Annotated in this window: 15 protein-coding genes and 1 pseudogene; 6 read left to right on the top strand and 10 right to left on the bottom strand. The window is 70.1% G+C overall.

Features of this window, described 5'->3' with window-relative positions:
* Positions 1-24 precede the first annotated feature (24 nt).
* The 3 genes from ACIBEA_RS27935 (at position 25) to pknB (ending at position 5,167) form a co-directional block, all read left to right on the top strand.
* Entirely contained in the window at positions 25-1,449 is a 1,425-nt protein-coding gene (locus ACIBEA_RS27935; protein ID WP_399265499.1) for an FtsW/RodA/SpoVE family cell cycle protein, read from the top strand.
* On the top strand, positions 1,446-2,909 hold the full coding sequence (locus tag ACIBEA_RS27940) for a peptidoglycan D,D-transpeptidase FtsI family protein (RefSeq protein WP_399265501.1): 1,464 nt from the start codon (positions 1,446-1,448) through the stop codon (positions 2,907-2,909). Before ACIBEA_RS27935 ends, ACIBEA_RS27940 begins: the two co-directional genes overlap by 4 nt.
* Before the next feature lie 236 nt (positions 2,910-3,145).
* Entirely contained in the window at positions 3,146-5,167 is a 2,022-nt protein-coding gene (gene pknB / locus ACIBEA_RS27945) for a Stk1 family PASTA domain-containing Ser/Thr kinase (RefSeq protein ID WP_399265503.1), read from the top strand.
* A 159-nt stretch (positions 5,168-5,326) separates the two neighbouring features.
* On the opposite strand, the gene ACIBEA_RS27950 is transcribed toward pknB, so the two are convergent.
* From ACIBEA_RS27950 to ACIBEA_RS27975, 6 genes and pseudogenes are all read right to left on the bottom strand, one after another.
* Positions 5,327-6,052, bottom strand: coding sequence for a class E sortase (locus ACIBEA_RS27950; RefSeq protein WP_399265505.1), 726 nt, complete (start codon positions 6,050-6,052; stop codon positions 5,327-5,329).
* Positions 6,053-6,148: 96 nt separating this feature from the next.
* Positions 6,149-7,126: pseudogene (locus tag ACIBEA_RS27955) on the bottom strand (class E sortase); the annotation flags it as partial.
* Entirely contained in the window at positions 7,108-7,746 is a 639-nt protein-coding gene (locus ACIBEA_RS27960) for an aminodeoxychorismate/anthranilate synthase component II (protein ID WP_399265507.1), read from the bottom strand. The gene ACIBEA_RS27960 and the pseudogene ACIBEA_RS27955, both read right to left, overlap by 19 nt.
* The gene (locus tag ACIBEA_RS27965; protein WP_330331465.1) at positions 7,743-7,919 is read right to left on the bottom strand and encodes a hypothetical protein; all 177 of its coding nucleotides are present in this window, start codon (positions 7,917-7,919) and stop codon (positions 7,743-7,745) included. The genes ACIBEA_RS27960 and ACIBEA_RS27965 overlap by 4 nt, the downstream gene beginning before the upstream one ends.
* 79 nt (positions 7,920-7,998) lie before the next feature.
* Positions 7,999-8,676 (bottom strand): class E sortase, encoded by a 678-nt coding sequence (locus tag ACIBEA_RS27970; protein ID WP_399265580.1) that lies wholly within the window; start codon positions 8,674-8,676, stop codon positions 7,999-8,001.
* Between the two features lie 79 nt (positions 8,677-8,755).
* On the bottom strand, positions 8,756-9,541 hold the full coding sequence (locus ACIBEA_RS27975; protein WP_399265509.1) for a DUF881 domain-containing protein: 786 nt from the start codon (positions 9,539-9,541) through the stop codon (positions 8,756-8,758).
* 91 nt (positions 9,542-9,632) lie between these two features.
* On the opposite strand from ACIBEA_RS27975, the gene crgA reads away from it, so the two are divergent.
* A complete protein-coding gene (crgA, locus tag ACIBEA_RS27980; protein WP_399265511.1) occupies positions 9,633-9,887 on the top strand; it encodes a cell division protein CrgA in 255 nt (84 codons plus the stop codon).
* Positions 9,888-10,072: 185 nt separating this feature from the next.
* On the opposite strand, the gene ACIBEA_RS27985 is transcribed toward crgA, so the two are convergent.
* Positions 10,073-10,978, bottom strand: a complete 906-nt coding sequence (locus ACIBEA_RS27985) for a rhomboid family intramembrane serine protease (protein WP_399265512.1) — start codon at positions 10,976-10,978, stop codon at positions 10,073-10,075.
* Positions 10,979-11,077: 99 nt separating this feature from the next.
* The gene (locus ACIBEA_RS27990; RefSeq protein WP_399265514.1) at positions 11,078-11,605 is read right to left on the bottom strand and encodes a peptidylprolyl isomerase; all 528 of its coding nucleotides are present in this window, start codon (positions 11,603-11,605) and stop codon (positions 11,078-11,080) included.
* A gap of 189 nt (positions 11,606-11,794) precedes the next feature.
* Between ACIBEA_RS27990 and ACIBEA_RS27995 the strand changes: the two genes are divergently transcribed.
* Entirely contained in the window at positions 11,795-12,478 is a 684-nt protein-coding gene (locus ACIBEA_RS27995) for a DUF5324 family protein (protein ID WP_399265516.1), read from the top strand.
* Positions 12,479-12,571: 93 nt separating this feature from the next.
* On the opposite strand, the gene ACIBEA_RS28000 is transcribed toward ACIBEA_RS27995, so the two are convergent.
* Entirely contained in the window at positions 12,572-13,057 is a 486-nt protein-coding gene (locus tag ACIBEA_RS28000; RefSeq protein ID WP_399265517.1) for a LysM peptidoglycan-binding domain-containing protein, read from the bottom strand.
* A 156-nt stretch (positions 13,058-13,213) separates the two neighbouring features.
* Positions 13,214-13,693 carry a MarR family winged helix-turn-helix transcriptional regulator gene (locus ACIBEA_RS28005; protein ID WP_399265519.1) on the bottom strand — a complete coding sequence of 160 codons (480 nt, stop codon included), beginning with the start codon at positions 13,691-13,693 and terminating at the stop codon, positions 13,214-13,216.
* Positions 13,694-13,808: 115 nt separating this feature from the next.
* Here ACIBEA_RS28005 and ACIBEA_RS28010 point away from each other — a divergent pair, with 115 nt between their 5' ends.
* Entirely contained in the window at positions 13,809-15,290 is a 1,482-nt protein-coding gene (locus tag ACIBEA_RS28010) for an MFS transporter (RefSeq protein ID WP_399265521.1), read from the top strand.
* Positions 15,291-15,373 lie beyond the last annotated feature (83 nt).

Consider the following 15,373-nt stretch of genomic DNA (forward strand, 5'->3'; position numbering starts at 1 on the left):
CGGGCACAGGGGGCCTGCCACACCATGAGCGTTGTCACGAACACGACCACCATCGGCGCCATCGAGCTGCCGAGCCGGCGCAACACCGAGCTCCTGCTGCTCGCGTTCGCCGTGGTCATCCCGATCTTCGCCTACGCCAACGTAGGTCTCGCGGTGCACGGCAAGCTGCCTCCGGGCATGCTCGCGTACGGGCTCGGGCTCGGCCTGCTGGCGGGCCTGGCCCACCTCGTCGTGCGCCGGTACGCCAAGTACGCCGACCCGCTGCTGCTTCCGCTGGGCACCCTGCTCAACGGCCTGGGCCTGGTCTTCATCTGGCGCCTGGACCAGTCGGAGCGGCTCCAGAACCTGGCCAAGCGGCAGTTCGGCGGCTTCTCCCCCTCCGCGCCGAACCAGATGTTCTACACGGCGGTCGGCCTCGCGCTGTTCGCGGGCGTGCTGCTGCTGCTGAAGGACCACCGCACGCTCCAGCGGTTCACGTACATCTCCATGGCGGTCTCGCTCGTCCTGCTGATCCTGCCCGTCATTCCGGGGCTCGGCGCCGACGTCTACGGCGCCAAGATCTGGATCAGCCTGGCCGGGTTCTCGATCCAGCCCGGCGAGTTCGCGAAGATCATCATCGCGGTCTTCTTCGCCGGATACCTGATGGTCAAGCGCGATGCGCTCGCACTGGCCAGCCGCCGCTTCATGGGGCTCTACCTGCCGCGCGGCCGCGACCTCGGCCCGATCCTGATGATCTGGGGCATGAGCCTGCTCGTCCTCGTCTTCGAGAACGACCTCGGCACCTCGCTCCTCTTCTTCGGCATGTTCGTGATCATGCTGTACGTCGCCACCGAGCGCACCAGCTGGATCGTCATCGGCCTGCTCATGAGCATCGCGGGCGCCGTCGTGGTCGGCACCACGGCCAGCCACGTCAAGGTCCGCGTCACCGCCTGGCTCGACCCCTTCGCCTGCTACGCCACCTCCGGCGCCTGCGAGCAGGTCGGCCAGTCCCTGATGAGCTTCGGCTCCGGCGGGGTGCTCGGTACCGGCCTCGGCCAGGGCCACTCCGACCTGATCCTCTTCGCCGCCAACTCCGACTTCATCTTCTCCACCGTCGGCGAGGAGCTCGGGCTGGCGGGCGTCATGGCCTTCCTGCTGCTCTACGGCCTGATCATCGAGCGCGGCGTGCGCACTGCGCTCGCCGCCCGCGACCCCTTCGGCAAGCTGTTCGCGATCGGGCTCTCCGGCGCCTTCGCCATCCAGGTCTTCGTCGTCGCGGGTGGCGTCATGGGCCTCATCCCCCTCACCGGCATGACCATGCCGTTCCTCGCGTCCGGCGGCTCCTCCGTCCTCGCGAACTGGGCTCTCATCGGGATCCTCATCCGGATCAGCGACACCGCACGCCGCCCCGCACCGGCCCCGGCACCGTCCCCCGACTCCGAGATGACCCAGGTGGTCCGCCCCTCATGAACAAGCCCCTGCGTCGCATCTCGATCTTCTGCGGGCTGCTCGTCCTCGCCCTGTTGCTGCGGACCAACTGGCTCCAGTACGTCAAGGCCGAGGACCTCAGCACCCGCAAGGAGAACCGCCGGGTCCAGATCGCCCAGTACTCCGCGGAGCGCGGCAACATCATCGTCGGCGGCGGCCAGCCCATCACCGGCTCGGTCGTCACCAACGGCAGCGACTACAAGTTCAAGCGCACCTACCTCGACGGCCCCATGTGGGCGCCGGTCACCGGGTACGCCTCGCAGGCCTTCGGCTCCAGCCAGCTCGAGTCGCTGGAAGACGGCATCCTCACCGGCAACGACGACCGGCTGTTCTTCGACCGCACCATCGGCATGTTCACGGGCGAGAAGAAGCAGGGCGGCAACGTCGTCACCACGCTGAACCCCGCCGCCCAGAAGGCCGCCTTCACCTCGCTCGGTAGCAAGAAGGGCGCGGTCGCCGCCATCGACCCGCGCACCGGCGCGATCCTCGCGCTGGCCAGCACCCCCTCGTACGACCCCTCCACCTTCGCGGGCAACTCCAAGGCCGACGAGAAGGCCTGGGTCGCGCTCAAGGACAGCGAGGACAAGAACCTGGTCAACCGCGCCCTGCGCGAGACCTACCCGCCCGGCTCGACCTTCAAGGTCGTCACCGCGGCCGCGGCGCTGGAGAACGGTGTCGTCTCCGACATCAACGCGCCGACCGACACCCCCGAGCCGTACATCCTGCCGGACACCAAGACCCCGATGGTCAACCACGCCTCCGGGTGCGAGAAGGCCAGCCTCCTGCGGGCCCTCGAAGTCTCCTGCAACTCCGTCTTCGCCAACATGGGCAACAAGGTGGGGCGGGACAACATGGTGAAGACCGCCGAGAAGTTCGGCTTCAACAACGACAAGATCGACACCCCGGTCCGCGCGTTCACGAGCGTCTACGACAAGACCATGGACAAGCCGGGCAACGCGCTCAGCTCCATCGGCCAGTTCAACACCGCCGCCACCCCGCTCCAGATGGCCATGGTCACCGCCGCGATCGCCAATGACGGCAAGCTGATGAAGCCGTACATGGTCGACAAGGTGACCGCGCCCAACCTCGACGTCCTGCAGACGCACGAGCCGGAGGAGATGAGCCGCCCGCTCTCCGCCGCGAACGCGCAGAAGGTCCAGCAGATGATGGTCGACGTCGTCGAGAACGGCACCGGCACCGGCGCCAAGATCAACGGCGTCACGGTCGGCGGCAAGACCGGTACCGCGCAGCACGGCGAGAAGAACGCCAAGCGCCCCTACGCCTGGTTCATCTCCTACGCCAAGACCGACAAGGGCTCGCCCGTCGCCGTCGCCGTCGTGATCGAGGACAGCGCGGCCGACCGCGAGGACATCACCGGTGGCGGTCTCGCCGCGCCCGTGGCCCTCGCGGTCATGAACGCCGTGCTCAAGAACCAGGGCTGAGCCGGGAATGGCCCCGATACGACCCGCCCGTGCCGCGGGCCCGCGCGGTCACCGCGCCCGGCCCGCGGTGACCCGGATCACGGTCCCCGCGCACGTGGGAGCGCACGGTACCGGTCCGGTATCGGCCTGTGGTCACGGGCCGATCCGCAACACGCGGCCGGTAGCCTTTGCGCGGACAGCGCACCGCCGGACCTCACACGGGTGCGGTAGGGACTGACGGAGAGGGCTGGAACGTTATGGAAGAGCCGCGTCGCCTCGGCGGTCGGTACGAGCTGAGCCACGTGCTCGGCCGCGGTGGCATGGCCGAGGTCTACCTCGCCCACGACACCCGGCTCGGCCGTACCGTCGCCGTCAAGACACTGCGCGCCGACCTCGCCCGCGACCCGTCCTTCCAGGCACGGTTCCGGCGCGAGGCCCAGTCGGCCGCCTCGCTCAACCATCCCGCCATCGTCGCCGTGTACGACACCGGCGAGGACTACGTCGACAACATCTCGATCCCGTACATCGTGATGGAGTACGTCGACGGCTCCACCCTGCGCGAGCTGCTGCACTCCGGTCGCAAGCTGCTGCCCGAGCGCACCCTGGAAATGACCATCGGCATCCTCCAGGCGCTGGAGTACTCGCACCGCGCGCAGATCGTCCACCGCGACATCAAGCCCGCGAACGTCATGCTGACGCGCACCGGGCAGGTCAAGGTGATGGACTTCGGCATCGCCCGCGCCATGGGCGACTCCGGCATGACGATGACGCAGACCGCGGCCGTCATCGGCACCGCGCAGTACCTCTCGCCGGAGCAGGCCAAGGGCGAGCAGGTCGACGCGCGCTCCGACCTCTACTCCGCGGGCTGCCTGCTGTACGAGCTGCTCACGGTCCGGCCCCCGTTCATCGGCGACTCCCCGGTCGCCGTCGCGTACCAGCACGTGCGCGAGGAACCGCAGCCGCCGAGCAACTTCGACCCCGAGATCACGCCCGAGATGGACGCCATCGTCCTCAAGGCGCTGGTCAAGGACCCCGACTACCGCTACCAGTCCGCCGACGAGATGCGCGCCGACATCGAGGCCTGCCTCGACGGCCAGCCCGTCGCCGCGGCCGCGAACATGGGCGCGGGCTACGGCGCCTACCCCTACCCGGACCAGAACCAGGGCGGACACAACGGCTACGACCAGCCGACCACCGCCCTGCGCGCCACCGACGCCGGACAGACCTCGATGATGCCGCCGATGCCGCCCGGCGACGGCGGTTACGGCTACGGCGACCAGGGCCACGGCGGCTACGACCAGGGCCCGCGCCGCCGCCAGAAGAAGAACAGGGCCTCCACCTTCCTGCTCGTCGCGGCCGGGATCCTCGTCCTGGTCGGCGCGATCCTGATCGGGCGCTCCCTCTTCAACAACACCGCCGACAACCGGCCGTCCGTGCCCAAGCTGATCGGCGACACCTTCGAGCGGGCGAGCGACCGGGCGACGAACATCGGGTTGAAGATCGAGAAGGAAGCCGAGGAGCCCTGCGACGCGCAGCCCAAGGGCACCGTCTGCGAGCAGAACCCGGCGCCCGACACCAAGGTCGACAAGAACACCGTCATCAAGGTGAAGGTGTCCACGGGCGCGCCCAAGGTCCAGGTCATCGACGTGAAGCGGCTGCCCTTCGAGCAGGCCGAGTCCGCGCTCAAGGAGAAGGGCTTCCAGGTCGAGCGCAAGTCCCAGGAGTCCGAGAGCACCCCGGGCACCGTGCTGGAGCAGAACCCGAAGGCCGGCACCTCCGTCGAGAAGGGTTCGACCATCACCCTGACGGTGGCCAAGGAACCGTCGAAGGCGGTCGTTCCCGACCTCACCGGCATGACCACGGACAAGGCGTCCAAGACCCTGAGCGACCTGAAGCTCAAGCTCGGCAGCACCACCGAGGGCGACTCCACCGCGCCGCCGAAGTCGATCATCGGGCAAGAACTGGCCCCCGGTACGCAGGTCGAGACGGGGACCGCGGTCAACGTCACCATCGCCCGGGCCGCCCAGGCGACCACCGTGCCCTTCCTGGGGGGCAAGACCCTGGCCAAGGCCCGGCAGGAGCTGACGGCTCGTGGGCTGAGCATCGGCACGGTCCTGTCCGGCCCCTCGGACGACAACGCGGTGATCCTGAGCAGCGACCCGGGCTTCGGACAGCCGGTGGCCGCCGGCTCCGCGATCAACGTCAACACGGTGCCGGGCCAGCAGAACGGCAACAACCAGGGGACCGGGCTCCTCGGCGGGATCGGCAACCACCGCTGACCCGCGGCGCGCCCGGGCCCGCACGCGGCCCGTACGCGGCATGACGAAGGAAGCTCTGGCCCTAGGGCCAGAGCTTCCTTCGCGTGCGGCACAGGGCCCCCCAGGGGCCTTCCCGGGCCCCACCGGCCACAGGGGTAACCAGGGACACAGCGGCGGGGCCTAGCGCAGCTCGGGCGGCGGGGTCCGCTTCGCGTCGACCTTGTCCGTGCGGACCAGCTCGCCCCACACGACGTAGCGGAACTTCGAGGTGTACACCGGGGTGCAGGTCGTCAGCGTGATGTAGCGGCCGGGCGCCGTCTTCCCGGATTCCTTCGGGACCGGGGTGATCACGTCGGTGTTGTACTTCGAGGTCTGGCGCAGCTCGGCGAAGACCTTGTAGACGTACCAGGTGTCGCGGGTCTCGAAGACGACCGCGTCGCCCGTCCTCACCTTGTCGATGTCGTGGAACTTCGCCCCGTGCCCGTCGCGGTGCGCGGCCAGCGTGAAGTTGCCCTGCTTGTCCCACGGCAGCGCGGACTTCACCGGCTCCGTGTAGTACCCGGCGACACCGTCGTTGATGACGTCGGCCGAGGTCCCGCGCTTGACCAGCACCTCGCCGTTCTTCATCGCCGGTACGTGCAGGAAGCCGATGCCGTCCCCGGTGTCGAGGGCGCCCGCCTCGGGGGCCGTCGCGGGCGGGGCCGCCTGCCACTGCTGACGGACCGAATCGCCGCGCTGCGCGGCGTGCCGGTCGGCGAGGACGTTCGTCCACCACAGCGAGTACGCCACGAACAGGGCGAGCACCAGGCCGACGGTGATCAGCAGTTCGCCCAGCAGGCTGAGGAAGCCGGCGAGCCGGTTGCGGCCGGCTCGGGCGCGGGGGGCGGCGCGGCGGGCACGTGACACTGCGGGTTCGTCCTCTGTCGGTGCGGGCTGTGGGGTCGTCGGCCGTGGGTGCGGCGGGGATGACGGCGGGGGTTACGGCTGGGGTTACGGCTGGGGTTACGGCTGGGCGAGCGCGGGCGGAGCGCCCTTCTCGCGCGGGCGCTCGTCCACCATCTTCCCCCAGACGATCAACCGGTAGGTGCTGGTGAACTCGGGGGTGCAGGTCGTCAGCGTGATGTAGCGGCCGGGGGCGGTGAAGCCCGATCCCTCGGGCACCGGCTTGATCACGGAGACGTTCGTCGGCGGGGTCTGCGCCAGCGTCGAGGTCATCTCGTACGTGTAGTAGGTGTCCCGCGTCTCCACCACGACCTTGTCCCCGGGCACCAGGCGGTTGATGTAGCGGAACGGTTCGCCATGGGTGTTGCGGTGGCCCGCCAGCGCGAAGTTGCCCTGCTTGTCGGACGGCATCGCCGACGGCGGCGAGCCCTCGCCGCCGTAGTGCCCGACCATGCCCCGGTCCAGCACCTTCGGCTTGCTGATCCCCTCCGCCACCGGAACCTTCAGGTCCAGCTTGGGGACGTAGAGGATCGCGAAGCCCTGACCTGGGGAGAAAGCGGCGACGGGCGGCGCCGCCTTGTCGGTGTCCCAGTCACTGCGCAGCGTCCCCGCGGCGCCGTTCGCCTGCCGCTCGGCCAGCACGTTCGTGTACCAGAGCTGGTAGGTGACGAAGAGCAGCATCACCACGCCGAGGGTGATGAAGAGTTCGCCGGCCAGTCTGCTCGCGACCACCACCGGGCCGCCGCCGGGCCGCCGCCGCGCGCGTCGGCGCGTACCGCCACGACCCGCCGCACGAGTCGCCGCACGACCCGCCGCCGCACGACCCGTTCCGGAACCGCTCGCGGCGACAGCACTCGGACGGACATCGCCCGGGGCGCCGGCACCCGGTGCGTCACCTTCCGCGCCACCCGCCCTGCGGCGCCTGCCACCGCGCCGCGAGGAGCGTTTGGCGGCCTCCTGGGCGGCCCTGCGCCGCGCGGCCCGGCCCCCGGGGGGCGCGGGGGGCGGCGCGAGGGTCGTCACGCGAGGGCCTTGCCCACCACCGGGGCCAGACCCACCGAACGTGCCACCGCGTCCGCGTCACCGCAGCGCACCAGCCAGTTGGCGAGCATCTTGTGGCCCCCCTCGGTCAGCACCGACTCGGGGTGGAACTGCACGCCCTCGACGTCGTGCTCGCGGTGGCGCAGCCCCATGATGGTCCCGTCCTCGGTGCGCGCCGTGACCTCCAGCTCGTCCGGGAGCGTCATCGGCTCGGCGGCGAGGGAGTGGTACCGGGTCGCGGTGAAGGGGGACGGCAGGCCCGCGAAGACGCCCTGGCCCTCATGGACCACCGGGGAGGTCTTGCCGTGCAGCAGCTCGGGGGCGCGGCCGACGACCCCGCCGTACGCCACCGCCATCGACTGCATGCCCAGGCAGACGCCGAAGACGGGCACGCCGGTGCTCGCGCAGTGGCGGACCATCTCGATGCAGACCCCGGCCTCCTCGGGCGTGCCCGGGCCCGGGGAGAGCAGGACGCCGTCGAAGCCGTCCTGGGCGTGGGCGAGCTCGACCTCGTCGTTGCGCACGACCTCGCACTCGGCACCGAGCTGGTAGAGGTACTGGACCAGGTTGAAGACAAAGCTGTCGTAGTTGTCCACGACCAGAATGCGCGCGTTCACCCGGTGGCTCCCGATCCCTCGTCGACGGTCACATCGTTGAAGGGAAGGAGCGGTTCGGCCCACGGGAAGACGTACTGGAAGAGCACGAACACCACCGCGAGGATCAGCACGAGGGAGATCAGCGCGCGTACCCACGCGTTGCCCGGCAGATGCCGCCAGATCCAGCCGTACATGCCGTCCGCGTCCCTTTCCCTCCACGTACCGCAGGGGCGGTACCGCAACAGCCTAAAGGCAGCGGGCGTGCGCGGGGGGTCAGCCGGCCAATCCCTCCGGTTTGCCCTGCGCGGCCGCCCTGGTCCGGGTGAGTTCGGCCCAGACGATCAACCGGTGACTGTGGCCCCATTCCGGATCACAGGTGGTCAGGGTCAGATAGCGGCCGGGTGAGGTGAAGGGGGACTTGCGGGGTACGGGATCGACCACCGCGACGTCCGTCGGCAGGGTACGCAGCGGCTCGTTCCGGATGGTGTACGTGTACCAGGCGGTGGCGTCCTTCACGATGACCAGGTCACCGGGGCGCAGCTCGGGGAAATCCTTGAAGGGATCTCCGTAGGTGCGCCGGTGTCCGGCCACTGAGAAATTTCCCTCGCCGCCCGGGGGCGCGGTGCCCGCGTAGTGGCCGAGGCCCTTCTTGAGGACGTCGGTGGCGGTGCCCTCCAGGACCGGCTTGTTCCAGTCCGCTCCCAAGCGCGGGATGTACATCTCGGCGAAGACCTGTCCCCGCTCGGGGGCGGGGGCGGGGCCCTGATCCCGGGGGGTGGCCGCCGCGGGTGCGGCGGTCGCGGACCAGCGGTCGTGCAGCCGGTCCATCTCGCCGTCCATGGCCCGGTCGGCCTTGACCCCGGTCCACAGCAGGACGTAGCCGACGAAGAGCACGATGACCGTGCCGACCGTCAGGCACACCTCGCTGAACGTCCGTACCAGCAGCCGCAGTACGGCCTGGGCGGACGGCCGGCGGCGCCCGGGCCCGGTCGACCCGTTCGACCCGGTCGTCTCGGTCGACCCGGCCGACTCAGGACGCGGATGCGGACGCGGACTCCACGGGCTTCGCATAGTGGAGGTCCACTGTGCCGGAGTACCCCGGAAGTGTCAGCGCCTTCTGCTCATCGACTTTCCAGCCCAGCCCGTAGGCGTTGACGTACAACTGGTAGTTCTGGATGGCCGGTGAGGCGGCGAGCGCCTTGCGCAGCGCGCCCGGGTCGCCGATCGCCGTGACCTTGTAGGGCGGCGAGTAGACCCGGCCCTGGAGGATCAGGGTGTTGCCCACGCAGCGCACGGCGCTGGTGGAGATCAGCCGCTGGTCCATGACCTGGATCCCGCGGGCTCCGCCCTGCCACAGGGCGTTGACCACGGCCTGGAGGTCCTGCTGGTGGATCACCAGATCGTTGGGCTGCGGCTCGGGCACGTTGGGGATGCGGGCCGTGGCGTTCGGCGGGGCGTCGTTGAGGGTCACCGAGACGGACCGCCCGGAGAGCTCCTCGGTGCCCGCGGCGATGCGCAGGGCCGCGAGTTTGGCGTCCTCGGCCTTGCTGCTGCCGTCGTCCCGCTCGGCCAGCGCGTCGACCTCACGGCGCACCGCGGCGGTGTCCGCGTCGAGTTCGGCGTTGTTCTGGCTGCGCTCGTGGATGAGGTCGGACAGCTTCAGGAGTGAGCCGTCCGTGCGGATGTTCGTACCCTTGGACGTGTTGAAACTGGTGACGAAGATCAGGCCCGCGAGGGCGAACACGGCGGCCGTCAGCAGCCGGACCGGCCTGAGCCGGCGACGGGGACCCGCGGAGGAGTCGTCGGAATTGCTCAACGTACCCTTCTCCTTCAACGCCACAGACCCACTACGCTAACGGACGCCCGGGGGAGGCAAGGTCCCCAGCGCATCGACAGGAGAGACCCTCGTGCCGAAGTCACGTATCCGCAAGAAGGACGATTACACCCCGCCGCCGGCGAAGCAGACGCAGACGATCAGGTTGACGAACCGCAGCTGGGTAGCCCCGGTCATGCTGGCGTTCTTCCTCATCGGTCTCGCCTGGATTGTCGTCTTCTATGTGACCGACACCCGGCTGCCGATCGAATCACTCGGCAATTGGAACATTGTGGTCGGTTTCGGCTTCATCGCGGCAGGCTTCGGCGTGTCCACGCAGTGGAAGTGACCGGACCACGGCGCGGCGGTGGCCCGACGGTGGCACAGCAGTAACGGCGGTCTGAAGCAAGCTCTCCCCATGAGTTATCCACAGCGTCATCCACACCTGAGGAAAAAGGCAGAAGATCTGTGGATAACTCTGTGGAGAGTTGACGCCGGTGTGACTTTTCCGGGCGGTGTCCGCCCGGGAAAGTCTCAGACCAGCTCTGCCGTCCGGACCAGGACCACGGCCACCACCAGCAGGAACACGGCCGCGCAGGTCCCCCACTGGACCAGCGCCCGCCGCTTCCCGGCGCCGGCCGGGGGCAGCAGCATGCCCAGGCCCACCAGCGCGCCGGTGATCAATCCGCCGATGTGGGCCTGCCAGGAGATCTCCCCGGTCCCGCCGATCCCACCGATCGGTACGAAGGTCAGCAGCAGCATCAGCAGGACCATCACGATGATCGGGCGCATGCTGTACCGCATCCGCCGCATCAGCACGACGGTGGCGCCGAGCAGCCCGAAGATCGCCCCGGACGCGCCCAGGGTCGGCATGTTCGGCGGGGTCAGCAGGTAGACCAGCGCACTGCCGCCCAGCCCGGAGAGCAGGTACACGGCGAGGTAGCGGGCCCGGCCCAGAGCGGCCTCCAAGGGGGCGCCGAGGAACCACAGGGCGGTCATGTTGCCGATGATGTGCCACCACTGCTCGTGCAGGAAGACCGAGGTCAGCAGCCGGTAGTACTGGCCGGTGGACACACCTTCGAGCGGGCCGCCGAGGTAGTCGACGTAGCGGCCGAGCAGCTCCAGCGGGACCAGCACCGCCGGGGCGAGGAGGGCCGCGAAGAACACCGCGACATTGATCCCCACCAGGACCTTGGTGACCAGGGCGGTGTCGGCGACCACGACCCCGCCCGCGATGCCGCGCGCGGTGTTGGCCGCCGCGACGTGGCCCGTACCGGAGCCCGACCGGACGCACTCCGGGCACTGGAAGCCCACCGAGGCGTTGATCATGCAGTCGGTGCAGATCGGACGCTCGCAGCGGGTGCATCTGATCCCGGTCTCGTGGTCCGGGTGCCGGTAGCAGCCCGGCACCCGTCCGGTGTCCGACCTGTCGCTTTCCATCGGTCCCCTCCGTCGCGGCGGTGCCGTTGTCGTAACGAGTACGGACGGGCGGAGGGCATGGTTCCCGGTCGGACCCCCAGGCGAGCCGATCAGCGCCGATCAGCGCTCTTCGATCACCACGGCCTTGATGACCACGTCCTCCACGGGACGGTCGGTGCGCGGGTTGGTCGCCCCGGAGGCGATGGCGCTGACGACGGCCTGGCTGGCCTTGTCGGTGATCTCACCGAAGATCGTGTGCTTGCGGGTCAGCCACGCGGTGGGGGCGACGGTGATGAAGAACTGCGAGCCGTTGGTGCCCGGCCCGGAGTTCGCCATGGCCAGCAGGTAGGGCTTGGTGAAGGCGAGGTCGGGGTGGAACTCGTCGGCGAACTGGTACCCGGGACCGCCGGTGCCGTTCCCGAGCGGGTCGCCGCCCTGGATCATGAAACCGCTGATCACGCGATGGAAGACGGTGCCGTCGTAGAACGGGTCGGTGGTCTTCTGGCCGTCCGAGGGACGGGTCCACTCACGGTCGCCCTTGGCCAGTTCCACGAAGTTCCGGACGGTCTTCGGGGCGTGGTTCGCCAGCAGCTCGATCTCGATGTCGCCGTGGTTCGTCTTGAGGGTGGCGATAAGCTTCGCGGCCACGAAAACTGCCTTCCATCGTCGTCACTGGTCGCCCGAATCTTCCCACGGAGTGCTCCGCGAAGAGGAAATAGGCCACTCGGATGCCCTGTCGGCCATGCCACGGTGCGGTATCGCAGGCATGATCCGACAAAGGGTGGAAAGGTGAGCTGTGTCCGCCGAACCGTGTCCGCCCCCAAGGAGGAGGATCCCGTGACCCGCAAGGACAGCGTGCACGCCGCGGCCGAGAGCGCGAGGGAAAGCATGCGGCACGCCGCGGAAGTGGTGGCGCCGTACGCGGGTACCGCCAAGGACGCCGCGGCGCGATACGCGCACGAGGCGAACGTACGGCTGACGCCGAAGGTCTCCTACGCCGCCGGTGAAGCCGCCCGGCAGGCCCGCACCGCCTACGACAGCCATCTCCATCCCCACGTGGTGTCGGCCCGCTCCCACGTGCCGCCGAACGTGGACCGGGCGGCGGCGCGTGCCGTGACCCGGACCCGGCAGGCCGCGCGACAGGCCGCCGACTACACGGCGCCGAGGTTCGAGAGCGCTCTGGCCGCGGCGCAGCCGGTGGCCGAGGAAGCCGCCTCGCGGTCGACCGCGGCGCTGGCGGCGCTGCGCGGTCAGGTGTCGGCGCAGGAAGTGCAGCAGTTGGTCCGGCGCAACGAACGACGGGCGCGCTGCGGCCGGCTGTTCAAGGGCGCCGCCCTCTTCGGCCTGCTGGCCGGTGGCGCCTTCGCCGCGTGGAAGTGGTGGGACCAGCAGTCGAACCCGGACTGGCTGGTGGAGCCGCCCGCGGCGACCGAGCTGTCGGCGCGGGACGACGAGGCGGCGAGCTTCGACGACGAACTGGCCGCGAAGGAGCGGACCGCGGCCGACGAGCAGCAGCCGTAGCCGTTCCCGCGACAACTCGACACGCCCGATGGGGCCCGGATCCGTAGGTGGATCCGGGCCCCATCGGCGTGCGGGGTGGGGACGGGCGGGCGCTCAGTTGGGGAGGGTGAGCACCATGCCCGGGCGGATCAGGTCCGGGTTGGAGCCGACGACGCCCTTGTTCATGGCGTACAGCTCGCGCCAGCGGGCCTCGTTGCCCAGCTCGCGGCGGGCGATGGCGGAGAGGGAGTCCCCGGACCTGACCGTGTAGGTGCGCTTCTTCGCGACGGGCGCGGGCTTCGGGGCCGCCGGAGCGGGCCGGTGCGGCGCGGGCGTCGCCGCCGCCGCGGGCTTCGGCGCGGCCGGGGCAGGCTTGGGCGGGGTGACCGCCTGTGCGGCGGCCCGGGCCTGCGCCGCCATCCGGTCCGCGGCCTCCTTGGTCGCCGTGGCCGACGCGTCGGTGTACTTGGTGGCGGTGCCCGCGGGTGAGCTCTGCGCGGCCGGGGCGGCCGCGGCCTGCTGTTCGACCTGCTCCTTGGCCTTCTCCGCGGCTTCGCGCGCCTTTTGCTTGTCGGACTTGAGGAAGTCGAAGATTCCCATGGTGTGACGCCTCCGGCGTGGTGTGCCCCCTGGCTCGGTGCCTTCCCCCACTCTCGGCCACGACGCGCCGCCCGGCCGCGTGACTACGCCATCCGGGGGACGCTCCGGCGGGCCTCGGGCGGGCCTCGCGGTGCGCTGCCGGGGGCCGTCGGCGCCCTACTGGCGGGCCCGGCGGGCCGGGCGCGGGCTCTCGCTGGGGATCGCCAGATCCTCTTCCACCAGCAGGTTCAGCACCCGGAGCAGGGCCGCCCGGTCGTCGTCGGCGAGCGAGCCGAGCGCCTCGGCGTGCACCCGGTCGACGATCCGGGTGCTCTGCTCGGCCAGCGCCGCGCCCGCTTCGGTGACCGCGATGATGCGCGCCCGTCGGTCCCGGGAGGAGGGCCTGCGCTCGGCCAGACCGGCCTTCTCCAGGGCGTCGACGGTCACCACCATCGTCGTCTTGTCCATGTCGCCGATCTCCGCGAGCTGGATCTGGGTGCGCTCCTCCTCCAGGGCGTGCACGAGGACGCAGTGCATGCGCGCGGTCAGGCCGACCTCGTCGAGCGCGGCCGCCATCCGGGTGCGCAGCACGTGGCTGGTGTGGTCCAGCAGGAAGGAGAGGTCGGGCTGGGTCCGGGTCGGCTCCATTGCAGTCATGGATCCAGCCTAACAATTAGATCCGAAAGAAATAGTCTGCAACAAAACTATCTGCTACGGTCCCTCTTATCGCCCCCGCTGCACCGCAGCCGACGGCCTTCGAACGGAGAGCCCGATGCCCACCGCACCTGCCGAAGCACCCGCACCCGTGCCCGCAGCCGCCGCCAAGGCCCCGGCCGCGCCGGCGGCCCGTCCTGCAGGTGGGTTGGGCTCCCGCTGGACCGCCCTCGCCGTCCTCTCCACCGGCATGTTGATGACGGTCCTCGACGGCAGCATCGTCACCGTGGCCATGCCCGCCATCCAGCAGGACCTCGGCTTCTCCCCCGCCGGGCTCAGCTGGGTGGTGAACGCCTACCTGATCGCCTTCGGCAGCCTGCTGCTGCTCGCCGGGCGACTCGGCGACCTCATCGGCCACAAGCGGATGTTCCTGGCCGGGACCGCCGTCTTCACCGGCGCCTCCCTCCTGGCCGGCTTCGCCGGTTCCCCGGAACTGCTGATAGCCGCCCGCTTCCTCCAGGGGGTGGGCAGCGCGATGGCCTCCGCCGTCAGCCTCGGCATCCTGATCAACCTGTTCACCGAACCCCGGGAGCGGGCCCGGGCCATCGCGGTCTTCTCCTTCACCGGCGCGGCCGGAGCCTCCCTCGGCCAGGTGCTCGGCGGTGTGCTCACCGACGCCCTCGACTGGCACTGGATCTTCTTCATCAACCTGCCGATCGGACTGACCGCGCTGCTGCTGGCACTGCCCTCCCTCCCGAAGGGCCGGGGGCTCGGACTCGGTGCGGGCGCCGATGTGCTCGGTGCGGTCCTGGTCAGCACGGGGCTGATGCTCGGCATCTACACCGTGGTCAAGGTCGAGCAGTACGGATGGACCTCCGCGCACACCCTCGGGCTCGGCGCGCTGTCACTGGCCCTGCTCGCCGCCTTCACCGTCCGCCAGGCCAAGGCCCGTACGCCGCTCGTGCCGCTGCGGATCTTCCGGTCCCGCACGGTGGTCGGCGCCAACCTGGTCCAGATGCTGATGATCGCCGCCCTGTTCTCCTTCCAGATCCTGGTCGCCCTCTACCTCCAGAAGGTCCTCGGCTACGGCGCCGCCGCCACCGGGCTCGCCATGCTCCCGGCCGCCGTGGTGATCGGCGTGACCTCGCTCGGCATCTCGACCCGCCTGATCTCACGGTTCGGCGGACGCACGGTCCTGCTCACCGGTCTCGTCCTGCTGCTCGGCGGCCAGCTCCTGCTGACCCGTCTGCCCGTGCACGCCGATTACGTGACCGACCTGCTGCCCGTGATGCTCCTCGCGGCGGGCTTCGGCCTGGCCCTGCCGGCCCTGACCGGGCTGGCGATGTCGGGGGCCGGCGCCGAGGACGCGGGTCTGGCCTCGGGCCTGTTCAACACCACCCAGCAGATCGGCATGGCCCTGGGCGTCGCGGTCCTCTCCACCCTGGCGGCCTCGCGCACCGAGTCCCTCACCCGCGCCGGGCACAGCACGGCCGAGGCCCTGACCGGTGGCTATCACGTGGCCTTCGGCATCGGCTCGGGTCTGCTCCTGCTGGCCGTCGCCCTGGCCGCGACCCTGCTGCGCCCGGGGCGCCCTGCCTGAGCCCCTGATCCCACCGGTCGTTGTCTCACGTTTCACGTGAAACAACGGCCGGTGTTTCGTGCGTCGTTGTTTCACGTGAAACA

This window comes from Streptomyces sp. NPDC051555, from assembly GCF_044454405.1.
In the GTDB taxonomy this organism is placed as follows: Bacteria; Actinomycetota; Actinomycetes; order Streptomycetales; family Streptomycetaceae; genus Streptomyces.

Bases quoted from the DNA above. Each gene is read 5' to 3' on its own strand.
- ACIBEA_RS27940 (WP_399265501.1), top strand. From the start codon at position 1,446: ATGAACAAGCCCCTGCGTCGCATCTCGATCTTCTGCGGGCTGCTCGTC.
- ACIBEA_RS27965 (WP_330331465.1), bottom strand. From the start codon at position 7,919: ATGTACGGCTGGATCTGGCGGCATCTGCCGGGCAACGCGTGGGTACGC.
- ACIBEA_RS28010 (WP_399265521.1), top strand. From the start codon at position 13,809: ATGCCCACCGCACCTGCCGAAGCACCCGCACCCGTGCCCGCAGCCGCC.
- ACIBEA_RS28000 (WP_399265517.1), bottom strand. From the start codon at position 13,057: ATGGGAATCTTCGACTTCCTCAAGTCCGACAAGCAAAAGGCGCGCGAA.
- ACIBEA_RS27935 (WP_399265499.1), top strand. From the start codon at position 25: ATGAGCGTTGTCACGAACACGACCACCATCGGCGCCATCGAGCTGCCG.
- pknB (WP_399265503.1), top strand. From the start codon at position 3,146: ATGGAAGAGCCGCGTCGCCTCGGCGGTCGGTACGAGCTGAGCCACGTG.
- ACIBEA_RS28005 (WP_399265519.1), bottom strand. From the start codon at position 13,693: ATGACTGCAATGGAGCCGACCCGGACCCAGCCCGACCTCTCCTTCCTG.
- ACIBEA_RS27985 (WP_399265512.1), bottom strand. From the start codon at position 10,978: ATGGAAAGCGACAGGTCGGACACCGGACGGGTGCCGGGCTGCTACCGG.